The following is a 15,302-nucleotide window of genomic DNA, read 5'->3' as shown; positions in this document are numbered from 1 at the left end:
AGCGGTAACTCTCTGCTGCCCTGGTACCGGCGCCTTCTAGCGTGAGCTGTCGGCCTCCGGTGCGGTCCCGGTGTCTGTGCCACCGGACTTTCCGGTGTTCCGCGACTCCGCGGCGGTTGGGGTTCCGCCGGTGGATGCCGGGACTGCTTCCGTTTGGGCAGAAGTTAGCCCGGAACCGTTTTGGTTATCAGGGAGATTACCACGCGATTCACTATCTGAGACAGCAGGGTCCGTATTACGGACCGGATGGCCGGTCACATTCGGCGTGGAGCCCGAGTCCTTTGACCCGACCCCGGCCACCGGGGAACCGGCGGCTCCAGCACCGGCCGGCGTGCCGCCGTCGGCCTTGGCAGCCGCAGCAGGGGCTGGCTCCCGCCCCGGCAGGTAGACACTGTCCGCGTCGCCGTCCTTGCGCCGGCCCAGCCAGATGAACACGGCCAGCGCGGCGAGGAACACGAAGATGCTGGTCCAGACGTTAAGCCGGGTGGTAATGCCGAACAGGCTGATCTGCTCGGCATCGTCGATCCGCATGGCCTCGATCCAGACCCGGCCCAGCGTGTAATACATGGCGTACAGCCAGAAGAGCCGGCCGCGGCGGAAGTGGAACCGGCGGTCCAGGGCCAGCAGGATCAGCACGCCCGCGATGTTCCAGAGCGATTCGTAAAGGAACGTGGGGTGGAACAGGGTGTCCGCCGGGTAGCCGGCCGGGAAATTGGCGTTGTCCGCGTCCACCTGGAGCCCCCACGGCAGCGTGGTGGGGCCGCCGAACAGCTCCTGGTTGAAGTAGTTTCCCCACCGGCCGAGGGCCTGCGCCAGCAGAAGTCCGGGCGCCGCGGCATCGAGGAACGCCGTGAGCTTGACCCCTGCACGGCGGCAGCCGATCCAGGCGCCGAAGGCACCCAGCACCACGGCGCCCCAGATTCCCAGGCCGCCGCGCTGGATCTGCGGGATCAGGGACAGGTCCCCGGTGCCGTCGAAGCCCGGACCAAAGTACGCGTCCGGGGACGAGAACACGTGGTAGAGCCGGCCGCCGATGATGCCGAAGGGGATGGCCCAGATGGCGATGTCCCAGACACTGCCTTCAGGCGCGCCGCGCCTGGCCCAGCGGACGGACGTCAGCCAGAGGCCGACGACAATGCCCGCCAGGATGCACAGGGCGTAGGCATGGATGCGGAGCGATCCCCACGGCAGCGGAATATCGAACCCGGACCAGTCCGGGCTCGGAATGCTTGCGGGCACCATACCCGCTGAAAGCGGGCCAGTCTGTACCAGCACGGCTGCGGTGAGGAGCGTCTGCATGGTTGCGTTACTTCCTGGTCAGTCCGGTACTGAGGTCTTTGGTGAGCTGCGCAACGGCGTCCACGCCGCCGTCGCGCACGGCCGCAACGAGCGCCGAGCCGACGATCACGCCGTCCGCGTAGGCCGCGATTTCCGCGACCTGCTCAGCGGTGGAAACGCCGAGACCCACACACACGCGTTCAGCGCCGGCGGCCTTCGCCGCGGCCACAACGTCCTCGGCCGCCGAGCTCACCGACGAGCGGGCGCCGGTGACGCCCATGATGGAGACGGCATAGACGAAGCCGCGGCTAGCGTCCACGGTCCGGCGCATGCGCTCGGGGGTGGAGGAGGGCGCCACCAGGAAGACACGGTCCAGGCCGTACTTCTCCGACGCGTCCATCCACTCGGCTGCCTCGTCCGGGATCAGGTCCGGGGTGATGAGCCCCGCTCCCCCGGCCTCGGCCAGGCGGCGCGAGAACTCGTCAACACCCATGCGGACCACCGGGTTCCAGTACGTCATGACCAGGACCGCGGCGTCCGTCTGGCTGGTGATGCCGGCAACGACGTCAAAGACCTGGCGTACGGAGAACCCGTTCGCCAGGGCCTCGGTGGTGGCTGCCTGAATGACCGGGCCGTCCATGACCGGGTCGGAGTACGGGATGCCGATTTCGATCAGGTCGGCGCCGTTGCGGGCCAGGGCGATGCCGGCGGCTATGGTCTCCTCGACATTGGGGTACCCGGCGGGCAGGTAGCCGATCAGGGCTGCGCGGCCTTCTGCGCGGGCTTTGTCGATGGCGATGGCCGACTTGCTGGTGGCCTGCTTGCTGGTGTTGTCCGCCGTGGTCACAGCTGCTCCCCTTCCTTGCCGATGGCCGCCTCGGCCGAGTCCTTGTCCAGCAGGTCGAACCACTCCGCGGCGGTGGCCACGTCCTTGTCCCCCCTGCCGGACAGGTTCACCACCACGATTTTATCCGACGCCCCGGCGGTACCGGCCTCCGCTGCCAGCCGCTGGCCCACCTTGATGGCCCCGGCGAGGGCGTGCGAGGACTCGATCGCGGGGATGATGCCCTCGGTGCGGCACAGAAGCTTGAAGGCCTCCATGGCTTCGCTGTCCGTAATGGGCTCGTAGCTGACGCGTCCGATGTCGGCGAGGTAGGAGTGCTCCGGTCCGACACCCGGGTAGTCCAGGCCGGCGGAAATGGAGTGCGACTCGATGGTCTGACCGTCGTCGTCCTGCATCAGGTAGGAACGGGCGCCGTGCAGCACGCCGGGCCGGCCGAGCGTGATGGTGGCCGCGTGGCGGCCGGTCTCGACGCCGTCGCCGCCGGCTTCGAAGCCGTAGATCTTCACGGAGGGGTCATCGAGGAAACCGTGGAAGATGCCGATCGCGTTGGAGCCACCGCCGATGCACGCGCAGACGGCGTCCGGAAGCCGGCCGGCCTGCTCCAGGATCTGTTCGCGTGCCTCTTCGCCGATGACTTCGTGGAAGTAGCGGACCAAAGCCGGGAACGGGTGTGCACCCGCTGCCGTGCCCAGCAGGTAGTGGGTGTTGCCGACGTTGGCTACCCAGTCCCGGAGGGCTTCGTTGATGGCGTCCTTGAGGGTCTGCGAGCCGTTGGTGACGGGGATGACCGTGGCGCCCAGGAGTTCCATCCGGGCCACGTTCAACGCCTGCCGGCGGCAGTCTTCGGCGCCCATGTAAACGACGCATTCCAGGCCCAGCAGGGCGGCAGCAGTGGCGCTGGCCACGCCGTGCTGGCCGGCACCGGTCTCGGCGATGACGCGGGTCTTACCCATCCGCTTGGCAAGGAGCGCCTGGCCCAGCACGTTGTTGATCTTGTGCGAGCCGGTGTGGTTCAGGTCCTCGCGCTTGAGGAAGATCCGGACACCGCCGGCGTGCTCCGCAAAGCGCTTGGCCTCGGTCAGCAGTGAGGGCCGGCCGGAGTAGTTCTTGTTCAGGTCCGCGATCTGCGCAATGAACTCGGGATCGGCCTTGGCCTTCTCGAACGTGTCCTCGAGCTCGTCCAGGGCGGCGATCAGTGACTCGGGCATCCAGCGGCCGCCGTAGGCGCCGAAGTAGGGTCCCGGGGCGTGGCGCAGCGAGGTGCCTCCCTGCAGGAATGCGTCCACCGTGCCCTCGTCAGAGCCGGCTGTTGGCGCGTCGGCCATCAGTCTCACCATCCTGTTCACTTTTTCCTATTGATGTCAGGCGCCATCTGCCGGCATGTCGTGCGGACGGATGGCGCCACGGTTGGGTGGGAGCTCAGGCCCGGGCGGCGATGGCCGCGGCCCCGGCCGCGGTGAACTCCGCGATGCGTTCACGCGGGGTGGCGTCGCTGACGAGCGCCTCCCCCACGAGGATGGCGTTGGCCCCGTGCGCCGCGTAGTGCGCGACGTCGTCGGCGTTCCGAACGCCCGACTCCGCCACCACCACGGCGCCGGCCGGAATGCTGCCGGCGAGCGAGGCGAAAAGGGAGCGGTCGACGTCGAGCGTCTTGAGGTTGCGGACGTTGACGCCGATGATCCGGGCGTCGGCGGCCACGGCCCGCTCGACTTCCTCCGGCGTGTGCGTTTCCACCAGCACGTTCATGCCGAGCTCACGGCTCAGGGCACTGAATTCACGTAGCTGCTGGTCGGACAGGGCTGCCACGATCAGGAGGATGAGGTCCGCGCCGTGGGCGCGGGCTTCCCAGATCTGGTACTCGTCCAGGGTGAAGTCCTTGCGCAGCAGCGGGACGTCCACCCGGGCGCGCACGGCATCCAGGTCAGCCAGCGAACCGCTGAAACGGCGCTGCTCGGTGAGGACGCTGATCACCGCGGCTCCGCCGTCGGCGTACTGCACGGCCAGCGACGCGGGGTCCGCGATGCTGGCAAGGTCGCCTTTGGAGGGGCTGCGTCGCTTGATCTCGGCGATGACCTTGAGTTCGCCGCGGTCCGCGGACGTGCCGCCCAGGGCAGCCCAGGCGTCCCGGGCAGGAGCCGCCGCCAGGGTGCGATCCTTCAGCTCCGCGAGGGACACGAGGCGCTTCCGGTCCTCCATGTCCTCCCTGACACCGGCGTTGATGTCGTCGAGAACCGTCACGGTTAGTGGCTGTTCTTGATCTTGCTGCCGCCTACGCCGTAGCCGGCCTTGCGCATGATGAAGCCCGCCAGCAGGCCCAGGACCATAACGCCGATGCCGGCCCAGAAGATCGGGGTGTTGGCAATGACAAACGCGATGGAGGAAATGAGGGCGCCAATGAGCATGACGATCACGCAGGTCCAGGCGGCCGGGCTGTTGCCGTGGCCCAGGTCGATGCTGTGGTCGATGCCGTGGTGCTCCTTGGGGGCGGCGGGCTTGGTACCGGAAACAGTGGCTTTGCTCATGTGAATCTCCTCAGGATCAATACTGCTTACATTCTGCCATTTTTTGCCGCGGCCTTCGGCATCGCGGCCGGGGGGCGCGGCTGCGTGACCCGCCGGCTCAGGTGGGGTCGTCGCCCCGGGAGAGCCTGTCCCAGCTGTCGATCTCGTCCACCGGGCCGCTCTGGCCGGCTGCGGGACCCGCCGCGGCGGCGTCGTACTTGGTGCGGGACTTCCAGTACCGGCCGGCCGGAACCACCAGCAGGCCGCCGGCGGCCAACAGGGAACCAGCGACGACGGCCAGCACCGGGAAGGCACTGACGCTCACGTCCGCGCTGCCACCCGAAACACCGGTGGCCGCGGCGATGGATCCCTGGGCTGCGCCCAGCGGATCAGCGAGGACAGTGGCGGCTGCGGCAATGACGCCAACCGCCGCCAGCACAATGATGGCCGCGGTGACCCAGCGGGCGATCTTTCCGGCGATGGAGGCCGCGAGCCCGCCCGCCAGTGCGACGAGGGCCAGGGCCGTGACCGTGGTGGCGGCTTTGCTGCCCTGGACCTGGAGGCCGCCTTCGCTTCCGGCGGCCTGGCCCATTTGCTGGGGGTCGAGATGGACCGTCAGCCAGGTCTGCGTCGTGGTGCCGAAGACCGCCAGCGCCAGGGCCGCGATCAGCAGCACCACGGTCGACTTGCGTGCCCAGCCCGGAACCGTGCTGCGCGATTTGGCCGGGGTGGCGGGTCCTGCGGGTACCGCCATCAGGAGTTTGCCTCCGTGACGGAACCAGGACTGCTGACGGAATCGGGAGCGCTGACGGAATCCGAACTGATGTTGTGCAGTGAGCCGGCCGTGTGCACAGCCCGCAGCGGTGCCGCGGCCTTGTTGACGGTTTCCTGTGCCTCGGCGGGGTTGCTGGAATCCGCCACGATGCCGCCGCCGGCCTGGACGTAGGCGCGTCCCTCGCGCAGAAGAGCAGAGCGAATGGCGATGGCCATGTCCATGTCGCCGGCGAAGTCCAGGTAGCCCACGACTCCCCCGTAAATGCCCCGCCTGTGGGGCTCGAGTTCGTCCAGGAGGCGCAGGGCGCGGGGCTTCGGGGCGCCGGACAGGGTTCCGGCCGGGAAGGTGGCCTTCAGGACGTCATAGGCCTTGGCCGTGGGAGCCAGGCGTCCGACGACGGTGGAGACCAGGTGCATGATGTGGCTGAAGCGCTCCACCTCCATGAACTGGGTGACGTCCACGGAACCTGCCACGCAGACCTTGGACAGGTCGTTCCGGGACAGGTCCACCAGCATGAGGTGCTCGGCCCGTTCCTTCTGGTCCGCGAGGAGTTCCTCGGCCATCGCCTTGTCCGCGTCCACTGTCTTGCCGCGCGGCCGGGAGCCGGCGATGGGGTGGGTGATGACGTCCTCGCCGGTGACGGTCACGAGGGCCTCCGGTGACGATCCGACGATCGAATACTGGCGGCCGGCGGCATCCTCGAGGCTGAAGATGTACATGTACGGGCTGGGGTTGGTGTTGCGCAGCACCCGGTAGACGTCCAGCGGCGACGCCGCGCACTCCATCTCGAAGCGGCGGGAGATGACCACCTGGAAGACTTCGCCGTCCACGATCGCTTCCTTGCCGCGGTCGAGGGCAGCGAGGTAGTCGGGCTCGTGCCAGCGTTCCTGGACGCTGGCGGCGAAATCGAGGGCCGCCGGCTCCAGCACGGACACCGGCTGGAGCACCGGCGTGCTGATGCGAGCCAGCAGTTCCTTCACGCGGGCGACGGCGTCGTGCCAGGCCTCGTCGACGCGCTCGGAGCTGTTGTCGAAGTTGATCGCGTTGGCGATCAGCAGCACAGTGCCGTCCATGTTGTCGTGGACAGCCATGTCGGTGACGAGGTTCAGGGCCAGCTCCGGGAGCTGCAGGTCATCCTCGGGCGGGCTGGTCAGCTTTTCCCAGTGCCGGACCGTCTCCCAGCCCAGGAAGCCCACCAGCCCGGACGTGAACGGCGGGAGCCCGTCGAACCGGTCCGTGCGCAGCGCCTCGATGGTGTCGCGGATGGCGTCAACGGGGTTTCCGTCCACGGGCACCCCGGCCGGCGGTTCACCCAGCCAGTGCGCCTGCCCGTCCTTGGTGGTCAACGTGGCCCGGGACCTGGAACCAATGAAGGAGTAGCGGGACCAGGCACCGCCGACAGCCGCCGACTCCATGAGGAACGTGCCCGGCTGGCCCTGGGCCAGTTTCCGGTACAGCCCGATCGGCGTTTCGGCATCCGCCAGCACCTTCAGCCGGACAGGGATGACGCGGCTGTGGGCGGCGAGTTCCCGGAATTCTTCGAGGCCAGGGCTGATGATTCCGAGGTCCTGCATCGCTATTGGTTCTCCGTCTGTTCTTGGTAGTGCCTGGTGAGTTATGGCCGTTGGGTGGAAGCGGCCTGGTGGGTAGCGGGCCGCTAGCTGGCCGAACCTGCCACAACGTCGAAGGCCCGGCCGTCGAAGCAGGTCCGCGTACCGGTGTGGCATGCTGCGCCCACCTGGTCCACCCGCACAAGGAGGGCATCGCCGTCGCAGTCCAGGGCCACTGACTTGACCCACTGCACGTGGCCGGACGTGTCACCCTTGCGCCAATACTCCTGGCGGGAGCGCGAGTAGAACGTCACGCGGCCGGTGGTCATGGTCCGGTTCAGGGCTTCGTCGTCCATCCAGCCCAGCATGAGGACCTCATTGGTGTCGAACTGCTGCACGATGGCAGCCACAAGTCCGGCACCGTCGCGCTTCAGCGCCGAGGCAATCCCGGCCGGAAGGGGGCTTCCGGGCAGGATGCTTTCGCCGGCGTCGGACGAAGGGGCACCGGCCGTGGCGGCGGGGGCGGGGCTGGGGGCGGGCTGCTCAGACATCACGTCAAGTCTAGTGCCCCCACGGGGACGCCGGCACGATGGCCGCCTGTCACCCGCCCGCCCCTGTGAACAAGGGCACAAATTCACCTGGATCAACAGACTGCGCAACTCTCCCGGGGACGTGCTAGTTTTCCAAGTGATGCATTTCGTCGATCCGTCCCGAGAAGTCCTGGCCGAGACCCTGCTTGCGGCCGGTCCTGACTCCCCCACGCTCTGCAAGGGCTGGAAAACCAGGGATCTCGCAGCTCACCTGTACCTGCGGGAGCGGAAAGCTGCCGTCGGGCTGGGGCTGATCATCAAGAGCCTGTCCAAGGCCTCGGACAAGGCAACCGCCCGACTGGCCGGAAAGCTCCGGACCGCCGACGAGTATGCCAAGCTCGTGAACTCCTTCCGCGCCGGACCACCCGCGCTCTCCCCCATGAAGATCAAGGCGCTGGATGAGAGCTCGAACCTGATCGAATACTTCGTCCACACGGAGGACATCCGGCGCGCCGTTGACCGCTGGGCCCCCCGTGCCCTCGACGAGGCGTACTCGGACGCCCTGTGGGATGAGCTCGTCAAGCGGGCAGCCATCCTCTACCGCGGCGTGGACCTCGGCATCGTCCTGGTCAGCCCCTCGGGACCCAGGCACGTCGCCAAGCGCGCACCCGTATCCGTGGCCATCGTGGGGGAACCCGGCGAGCTGCTGATGCACGCCCACGGCCGCACCCGCCATGCGCTAGTGACCTTCGAAGGCCAGCCGGACGCCGTCGCCCTCCTGCAGTCAGCCGAGGTAGGGCTTTAACAAAGCAACGCGGGGTCACTTAACGCCCAAAAACCTCGTGTTTATGGGCGCTAAGTGACCCCGCGTTGCTCTTTTAGCGGACCTCGAAGCCGGCGTCGCGGATTGCGGTCTTGACCTGGGACATCATGTCGTCCGGGCCCCAGTGGAAGATCGACGCAGCGAGCACAGCGTCCGCGCCGGCCTCTACGGCGGGCGCGAAGTGCGCAGGTTCCCCGGCGCCCCCGGAGGCGATGATTGGAACCTTGACTGCAGACCGGACCAGCCGGATGAGTTCGAGGTCGAAGCCGTCCTTGGTGCCGTCCGCGTCGATCGAGTTCAGCAGGATCTCGCCGACCCCGCGGTCCGCCGCTTCCTTGGCCCAGGCAACGGCGTCAATTCCGGTGCCCTGCCGGCCACCGTGGGTGGTCACTTCAAAGCCCGACGGCGTGGGCTGGGATCTGGGGCGGACCCGCCGTGCGTCCACGGACAGCACCAGCACCTGGGAGCCGAAGTGCCGGGTGATTTCGTCGATGACGTCGGGGCGGGCCACGGCCGCGGTGTTGATGGAGGCCTTGTCGGCTCCAAACCGCAGCAGCTTGTCCACCTCCGCCACGCCGCGGACGCCGCCGCCGACGGTGAGCGGAATGAACACTTCCTCTGCGGTGCGGCGGACGACGTCGAACGTGGTCTCCCGGTTGCCGGAGGACGCTGTCACATCAAGGAACGTGAGTTCGTCGGCGCCAGCGTTGTCGTAACGGTGCGCCAGTTCCACGGGGTCCCCGGCGTCGCGAAGGCCTTCGAAATTGATGCCCTTGACCACGCGGCCGGCATCAACGTCCAGGCAGGGGATAACGCGGACGGCTACAGCCATGACTTCTCCTGTTGTACTGCTGGGGTGTGCTGTCTGAGGAAACCGGGGTCAGATCCGGCAGGCGTGGATGCTGCTGACCAGGATGGCGCGGGCGCCGAGGTCGTACAGCTCGTCCATGATCCGGTTGGTTTCCTTCTTCGGCACCATGGAGCGGACGGCCACCCACTCGGAATCGCGCAGCGGCGAGACGGTGGGAGATTCCAGGCCGGGCGTGAGGCCGGCGGCCTGCTCCACGAGTTCCTTGCGAATGTCGTAGTCCATGAGCACGTACTGCCGCGCCACCAGCACACCCTGCAGGCGGCGGATCAGGACCTCGATCTCCTTGGCAGTACCGTTGGCGGCCCCGCCTTCGCCAGCGCGGCGGATAAGGACGGCCTCGGATTTCAGGATCGGATCCCCGAAGATCTCCATGCCGGCGGCCTTGAGGGTGTTGCCCGTTTCCACGACGTCGGCGATGGCATCCGCGACGCCGAGGCGCACGGAGGATTCCACGGCGCCGTCCAGCCGGACCACCTTCGCCTTGATGCCGCGCTCCGCCAGGTAATCGCGCAGGAGTCCGTCGTAGCTCGTGGCAAGCCGCTTGCCTTCGAGTTCATCTACCGTCCGGAAGTCGCCGATCGGCCCGGCGAAGCGGAACGTTGAGGCGGCGAAGCCGAGCGGAAGCAGTTCCTCAGCCTCCACCTGCGCGTCCAGCAGAAGGTCGCGGCCGGTGATTCCGACGTCGAGCGTTCCCTGCCCGACGTAAACGGCGATGTCCCGGGGGCGGAGGAAGAAGAACTCGATGTCGTTGTCGGGGTCCACCATGACCAGCTCGCGGCTGTCCCGGCGCTGGCGGTAGCCCGCCTCTGACAGCATTGCGGAGGCGGCTTCGGACAGGGATCCCTTGTTGGGTACGGCTACACGCAGCATTAGGAGGTCTTTCTGGTTTGGAAGGTTGTGTCAGGCAAGCGGGGCCACTCAGAGGCGGCTAGAGATGCTTGTAGACGTCTTCCAGGCTGAGTCCCTTGGCGAGCATCAGGACCTGCAGGTGGTAGAGGAGCTGCGAGATCTCCTCGGCGGCGGCTTCGTCGGATTCGTACTCGGCTGCCATCCAGACTTCGGCCGCTTCTTCCACGACTTTCTTGCCGATGCCGTGGATTCCCGACTCCAGTTCAGCGACGGTGCGGGAGCCCTCGGGGCGGGTCGCTGCCTTCTCGCTCAGTTCTGCGAACAGCGTCTCGAAATTCTTCACGCCCTCCAGCCTACTTGCTCGGGGCGGGGGCCCGCCTGTCGGGCAGTTCCATGACGGCGGGGATGTGAGCGATTACACACGCGCACATCCCCGCCAGTCGTCTCGGTACTACCTGAGCACTCAGTAGTTTTTGAGCAGCAGTGCCGTGGACAGTGCGGCTGTGACAGCCTCATGCCCCTTGTCCTCGGAGGATCCGGGCAGTCCTGCCCGGTCCAGCCCCTGCTCTTCGGTATCGCAGGTGAGCACCCCGAAACCTACCGGCACGCCGGTGTTGACGCTCACGTCGGTGAGTCCCGACGTCGCGGCCTGGCAGACGTAGTCAAAGTGCGGCGTACCGCCGCGGATGACGACGCCGAGGGCGACGACGGCGTCAAAGTGCGGTGCCAGCCGCGCGGCAGCGACCGGAAGCTCAAAGCTGCCCGGCACGCGCAGCACCGTCGGCTCGTTGATGCCGGCGTCCTTGGCCGCCCTCAGGGCGCCGTCCAGGAGGCCGTCCATGATCTGCGTGTGCCAGCTTGCCGCCACGATCGCCAGCTTCAACTGCGAGGTTTCAGCGGGGTCGAGGGTGGTCAGGTCAATCTGGGGTGCGCCGTGTCCGCTCATAAAGTCTTCGCAATCCGTTCAGTCTTGTTCGAGGTCAAAAGTGTCAGTGCCGGTGCGGGGCAGGCCCGCGGTCTCGGTGTCGAGGGTCAGCAGGTGGTCCATGCGGTCCTTTTTGGTCTGCAGGTACCGGAGGTTCTGTTCGCGGGACGGCACCTCGGTGGGCACCATCTCGACCACCTTGACGCCGGCCGTGGCCAGGCGGTTCTGCTTGTCCGGGTTGTTGCTCAGCAGCCGGATCTCGTGCAGGCCCATCTCGGCCAGGATCTGCGCCGCAGCCTTGTAGCAGCGGGCATCCACGGGCAGTCCCAGCTGTTCGTTAGCCTCGACGGTGTCGAACCCGGCCTCCTGCAGGGCGTAGGCCTTGATCTTGTTGGCCAGCCCGATGCCGCGGCCTTCCTGGCCGCGCAGGTACAGCAGCGTACCGCCGTTCTCGGCGATCAGCTCGAGGGCGTAGGCGAGCTGCTCGCCGCAGTCGCAGCGGTAGGAGCCAAAAACATCGCCCGTGAGGCATTCCGAATGCAGGCGCACCAGGGGCGCCTTCCCGTCTTTGGGCGGATTCGGGGAACTGACGGCGAGGTGTTCGGCGCCGGTCACCAGATCGGTCCAGGCCTGCGACACGAAACTGCCGAACGCCGTCGGCAGCTGCACCACGGGTCCTTTGCTCACCGGATGCGGCGACCGGCCGTTGCTGCTCGGTTCCGTTGCTTGAGATGCCGTCATCGTGTTTCCCCTTCTCCGGCCGGACTGACTTCCAAACTGCTCTCCTGTGAAGATACACGGTGGTCAGCTCCCAGATAGGCAACCAGGTCCTCAATCGAGATCAAGGGGCAGCCATGCTCGGCAGCGAAAACCCGGAGTCCGTCCAACCGCATCATCTCACCGTCGTCGTACACCACTTCGGCGATCACGCCCACCGGCTCCAGACCGGCAAGCCGGCAGAGGTCGACGGCCGCTTCGGTGTGGCCGGGGCGTTCACGCACTCCCCCATTAACGGCCCGCAACGGGAAAATATGCCCGGGGCGGGTCAGCGTGTCCGGGCCGCTCTGCGGATCGGCAATGACGCGGGCGGTGAGCGCCCGGTCGGTGGCGGAGATGCCGGTGCTTACGCCGGTGGCGGCGTCGCAGGACACGGTGTAGGCCGTGCCCTTCGCATCCTGGTTGACTTCCACCATGGGCGGCAGTTCCAGCGCGTCCGCCCGGGCACCGTCAAGCGGCACGCAGATGACGCCGGAACTGTACCGGATGGTCCAGCCCATGAGCGCGGGCGTGGCGTGCTGGGCGGCGAAGATGATGTCGCCTTCGTTTTCCCGGTCCTCGTTGTCCACCACGAGGACAGGCTTGCCGGCCGCCATGGCGCGGACAGCGTCCTCGATCGGGTCGAGCTGCAGGGGAACCGAGGTGAGAGCGTCGGAAACCGCCGCCTCGAGCTTGGCGGTGCCGTCGAGTTTTACCGTGCCGTTCACCGCTGGACCTCCGAACCTTCCGTGCCGAACTCGGCACCGTACGCGAATTCCGAACCTGCAGTGCGGAAAGCAAGCAGCCGCTCGGTGTACTTGGCCAGCACGTCCACCTCAAGGTTTACCCTGCTGCCGGCAGGCTTTGCTCCAAGGCCGGTGTCGGCCAGGGTAGTGGGGATCAGCCCCACCTCGAACCATGGCGCCGTCTCCGCTGCCGGGCTGACCTCGGTGACGGTGAGGGAGACGCCGTCGATGGCGATGGACCCCTTTTCCGCGATGTAGCGGGCAAGCCGCTGGGGCACGCCGAACCGGAGCCGTTCCCAGTTGCCCTGCGGCTCGCGTTCGAGCAGTTCGCCGACGCCGTCCACGTGGCCCTGGACCACGTGGCCGTCGAGGCGCCCGCCGGCGGGGACGCAGCGCTCCAGGTTGACGGGGTCGCCCGCCGCAAGCTCGCCGATGGTGCTGCGGCTGAGGGTCTCACCCATGACGTCGACGCTGAAGTCCTTGCCGTCGATGGCCGTGGCGGTGAGGCAGACACCGTTGACGGCGATGGAGCCGCCCAGCGGCAGGCCGTCAGCGGTTCCGGGTGCGTGCAGGCGCAGCGTTGCGCTCGAGTCCCCGTTCCGGTCCACGGACAGGACCTTTCCCTGTTCGGCGATAATTCCGGTGAACATCAGTAGCCTCCCATGGCTGTGCCCGCTGCTGTGCGGACAGGTAGTGATTCGGTTGACGTTGGTGGTGTTGATGCTGATTGTGTTGATGCTGACTGTGCCGCTGCGGGCAGGGCTTTGGGTGCGGCTGCTTCCGGGAGAAGGTGCAGGCGGAGGTCCCGGCCGAGGAACTGGACCGCGCCGCCGGACGCGGCGTCCCACTCCCAGCGCTGCGCCTCCGCCAGCGTTCCGATGCCGAGGCCGTTGAGTGCAGGCGTTCCGGAGCCCAGCAGAGTGGGGGCCAGGTACACGATGAGTTCATCCACGAGTCCTTCGCTTAGGAAGGCGCTGAGGATCTTCGACCCACCCTCCACCATGACGTGCCGGGCGCCCGCGGCGAACAGCATCTCCAGGGCCTCGTGCGGGTCCCGTGTGGGCAGGTGCAGGACCTTGCCGTCGTCACCGCGCACGGCGGCGTCGTCAGGCACGTCGCGAAGTCCCATGACGGCGCGCAGCGGCTGCTTCCCCCTGGCATCGCCGTTGGCGTCGCGGGCTGTGAGGCGGGGGTTGTCCACCAGCACGGTCTGCGTTCCAACCAGGATGGCATCGATGCGGCTCCGGATGCCGTGGTTGTCCGCCAGCGACTCCGGGCTGGAAATCCACTGGCTGGTGCCGTCCTCGGCCGCGATCCGGCTGTCCATGGTCTGGGCGATGTGCAGGGTGACGAACGGGCGCTTGGCGCCGACGGCCTGGAACCAGCGCCGGTTCAGCTCCAGCGCGCGCTCGGCGGCCAGTCCGCTGCGAACGCTGACTCCCGCCGCCCGCAAGGTAGCGGCCCCGCCGGCGGCGGGGTCATGGGGGTCGTCGACGGCGTAGACGACGTTCGCTATCCCGGCGTCGATGATTGCCTGGGCACACGGTCCTGTACGGCCCACATGGTTACACGGCTCCAGGGTGACCACCATGGTGGACCCGTGAAGGTCGACGCCGGTGCTGACCGCCGCCGCTATCGCGTCGGCCTCAGCGTGCGCGGTGCCGGCACCGCGGTGGTATCCCGTGGCCAGCTGGATTCCGTCAGGTCCGACGACGACGGCGCCCACCAGCGGATTGGCGCCCCGGGGGCCCTGTAGGGCGGCTTCCAGGGCCATGTCCATAGCGGCTGTTTCAGCGGCGGTGAAGGCCGATACCGGCTGTCCGTTCGTTTGGAGGCCGGTCACTTGGACACCGCCGGATCCGGGAAGGCGGTCTCAACCTTGACCGTCGAGGGGGCCGCCTGAGTCGGGACCCGCGAGGCCCGCCACCAGACGATGAAGCCGGCCAGGGTGAAGAAGCCGTAGAAAAGATACATGAAGGCGCTGGCGAAGTATCCGGCGCTGAAGAGCAGCGGAACGCCCACCACGTCCACGGCAACCCAGATCAGCCAGAACTCGGTCCAGCCGCGGGCCATGCCGTACGTGGCAAGGAGCGAGCCCATGAACGTCCAGGTGTCAGCCCACACCGGCGGGTAGGAGCCCAGGGAGTCGAAAAGCGGGGTGAGGGCAGCGGTGCCGGCCACCAGCGCGAGTACCAGCACCACGCGGGTCCTGGCGCTGGCCCAGGCGGGCGCGATCGCCGTCGAGGACCCGGACGCACGCCGGCTCTGCTGCCAGCGTTGCCAGCCGTAGACAGCCACGATGATGAACATGACCTGCCGCCCGGCCTGGCCCCAGAGGGTGGCCGGCGTGGCGGAGCCGAAGACGTTGCCCAGAAAGACTGTCAGCAGGAGAAGGTTGCCGGCGATGCCCACCGGCCACGCCCACACCTTGCGCCGCATGCCGCCGAGGGCACTGGCCAGGCCAAAGATGTTTCCCAGCACTTCGCGGAGAATGAGCACTGATCCGCCCACGGGGATCTGTGCCTCGAAGAGCCAACGCAGGATGTCCATGCGTGCGTGCCGTTCCTTCCCTCAAGAGCCGAGACTGCTCCGGGGGTATACGACAGCGAAACGCAGCGGCGTCCTGGAACGCCACAAGTACAGCTGTACGTGCTTCTCTCATCCAGACTTTAACTGTCGGTACCGGAATTTCACCAGTTCAACCGTCCGCCGGGCTTCCGTGAAGGAAACACCAGCTCGCGGGTCGCGGACTGTCACCGCCGGTTCGGACTTACACCGACCCCGGAGCACGTATTGTGTGTTGCTATTCTGACACAACTCGGCGGGTGCCCAGGCTATTCCCGCTACAAAGCGT

The 15,302-nt window shown here is 67.4% G+C and carries 18 protein-coding genes and 1 riboswitch; of the genes, 1 reads left to right on the top strand and 17 read right to left on the bottom strand.

Annotated features, from left to right (window positions below):
- Positions 1–36 precede the first annotated feature (36 nt).
- From lgt to hisI, 8 genes are all read right to left on the bottom strand, one after another.
- Positions 37–1,299 carry a prolipoprotein diacylglyceryl transferase gene (gene lgt, locus LFT45_RS09530; RefSeq protein ID WP_236808084.1) on the bottom strand — a complete coding sequence of 421 codons (1,263 nt, stop codon included), beginning with the start codon at positions 1,297–1,299 and terminating at the stop codon, positions 37–39.
- Between the two features lie 7 nt (positions 1,300–1,306).
- Positions 1,307–2,125, bottom strand: coding sequence for a tryptophan synthase subunit alpha (gene trpA / locus LFT45_RS09525; protein WP_236808083.1), 819 nt, complete (start codon positions 2,123–2,125; stop codon positions 1,307–1,309).
- On the bottom strand, positions 2,122–3,447 hold the full coding sequence (gene trpB, locus LFT45_RS09520) for a tryptophan synthase subunit beta (protein WP_236808082.1): 1,326 nt from the start codon (positions 3,445–3,447) through the stop codon (positions 2,122–2,124). Before trpB ends, trpA begins: the two co-directional genes overlap by 4 nt.
- Positions 3,448–3,541: 94 nt before the next feature.
- Complete coding sequence (gene trpC / locus LFT45_RS09515; RefSeq protein WP_236808081.1) at positions 3,542–4,360, bottom strand: indole-3-glycerol phosphate synthase TrpC; 819 nt, start codon at positions 4,358–4,360, stop codon at positions 3,542–3,544.
- A 2-nt stretch (positions 4,361–4,362) separates the two neighbouring features.
- Positions 4,363–4,644, bottom strand: a complete 282-nt coding sequence (locus LFT45_RS09510; protein WP_236808080.1) for an HGxxPAAW family protein — start codon at positions 4,642–4,644, stop codon at positions 4,363–4,365.
- 97 nt (positions 4,645–4,741) lie between these two features.
- Positions 4,742–5,377 (bottom strand): Trp biosynthesis-associated membrane protein, encoded by a 636-nt coding sequence (locus tag LFT45_RS09505; protein ID WP_236808079.1) that lies wholly within the window; start codon positions 5,375–5,377, stop codon positions 4,742–4,744.
- The gene (locus LFT45_RS09500) at positions 5,377–6,972 is read right to left on the bottom strand and encodes an anthranilate synthase component I (protein ID WP_236808078.1); all 1,596 of its coding nucleotides are present in this window, start codon (positions 6,970–6,972) and stop codon (positions 5,377–5,379) included. The genes LFT45_RS09505 and LFT45_RS09500 overlap by 1 nt, the downstream gene beginning before the upstream one ends.
- Positions 6,973–7,055: 83 nt before the next feature.
- Positions 7,056–7,499, bottom strand: coding sequence for a phosphoribosyl-AMP cyclohydrolase (hisI, locus tag LFT45_RS09495; protein WP_236808077.1), 444 nt, complete (start codon positions 7,497–7,499; stop codon positions 7,056–7,058).
- Between the two features lie 139 nt (positions 7,500–7,638).
- Here hisI and LFT45_RS09490 point away from each other — a divergent pair, with 139 nt between their 5' ends.
- Positions 7,639–8,283: a TIGR03085 family metal-binding protein gene (locus LFT45_RS09490; protein WP_236809242.1), complete on the top strand. Its 645-nt coding sequence runs from the start codon at positions 7,639–7,641 to the stop codon at positions 8,281–8,283.
- A 73-nt stretch (positions 8,284–8,356) separates the two neighbouring features.
- On the opposite strand, the gene hisF is transcribed toward LFT45_RS09490, so the two are convergent.
- The 9 genes from hisF to pnuC all read right to left on the bottom strand — a co-directional run bounded on the left by hisF (position 8,357) and on the right by pnuC (position 14,998).
- Positions 8,357–9,133, bottom strand: a complete 777-nt coding sequence (gene hisF, locus LFT45_RS09485; protein WP_236808076.1) for an imidazole glycerol phosphate synthase subunit HisF — start codon at positions 9,131–9,133, stop codon at positions 8,357–8,359.
- 48 nt (positions 9,134–9,181) lie between these two features.
- Complete coding sequence (hisG, locus tag LFT45_RS09480) at positions 9,182–10,042, bottom strand: ATP phosphoribosyltransferase (RefSeq protein ID WP_102973088.1); 861 nt, start codon at positions 10,040–10,042, stop codon at positions 9,182–9,184.
- Positions 10,043–10,100: 58 nt separating this feature from the next.
- A complete protein-coding gene (locus tag LFT45_RS09475) occupies positions 10,101–10,364 on the bottom strand; it encodes a phosphoribosyl-ATP diphosphatase (protein WP_003801526.1) in 264 nt (87 codons plus the stop codon).
- Positions 10,365–10,484: 120 nt separating this feature from the next.
- Positions 10,485–10,967, bottom strand: a complete 483-nt coding sequence (gene ribH / locus LFT45_RS09470; RefSeq protein ID WP_102973087.1) for a 6,7-dimethyl-8-ribityllumazine synthase — start codon at positions 10,965–10,967, stop codon at positions 10,485–10,487.
- Positions 10,968–10,985: 18 nt separating this feature from the next.
- The gene (gene ribA / locus LFT45_RS09465; RefSeq protein ID WP_236808075.1) at positions 10,986–11,687 is read right to left on the bottom strand and encodes a GTP cyclohydrolase II; all 702 of its coding nucleotides are present in this window, start codon (positions 11,685–11,687) and stop codon (positions 10,986–10,988) included.
- On the bottom strand, positions 11,684–12,319 hold the full coding sequence (gene ribB, locus LFT45_RS09460; RefSeq protein ID WP_236809240.1) for a 3,4-dihydroxy-2-butanone-4-phosphate synthase: 636 nt from the start codon (positions 12,317–12,319) through the stop codon (positions 11,684–11,686). The genes ribA and ribB overlap by 4 nt, the downstream gene beginning before the upstream one ends.
- 107 nt (positions 12,320–12,426) lie before the next feature.
- Positions 12,427–13,098, bottom strand: coding sequence for a riboflavin synthase (locus LFT45_RS09455; protein WP_236808074.1), 672 nt, complete (start codon positions 13,096–13,098; stop codon positions 12,427–12,429).
- Positions 13,098–14,228: a bifunctional diaminohydroxyphosphoribosylaminopyrimidine deaminase/5-amino-6-(5-phosphoribosylamino)uracil reductase RibD gene (gene ribD, locus LFT45_RS09450; protein WP_236808073.1), complete on the bottom strand. Its 1,131-nt coding sequence runs from the start codon at positions 14,226–14,228 to the stop codon at positions 13,098–13,100. Before ribD ends, LFT45_RS09455 begins: the two co-directional genes overlap by 1 nt.
- A 59-nt stretch (positions 14,229–14,287) precedes the next feature.
- The gene (gene pnuC / locus LFT45_RS09445; protein WP_236808072.1) at positions 14,288–14,998 is read right to left on the bottom strand and encodes a nicotinamide riboside transporter PnuC; all 711 of its coding nucleotides are present in this window, start codon (positions 14,996–14,998) and stop codon (positions 14,288–14,290) included.
- 95 nt (positions 14,999–15,093) lie between these two features.
- Positions 15,094–15,242, bottom strand: a riboswitch (FMN riboswitch).
- Positions 15,243–15,302 lie beyond the last annotated feature (60 nt).

It is taken from the genome of Arthrobacter sp. FW305-BF8 (genome assembly GCF_021789315.1).
Lineage (GTDB): Bacteria > Actinomycetota > Actinomycetes > Actinomycetales > Micrococcaceae > Arthrobacter.
Note: the sequence above shows the minus strand (reverse complement) of the source record. Positions and strands in the feature narration are given on the sequence as shown.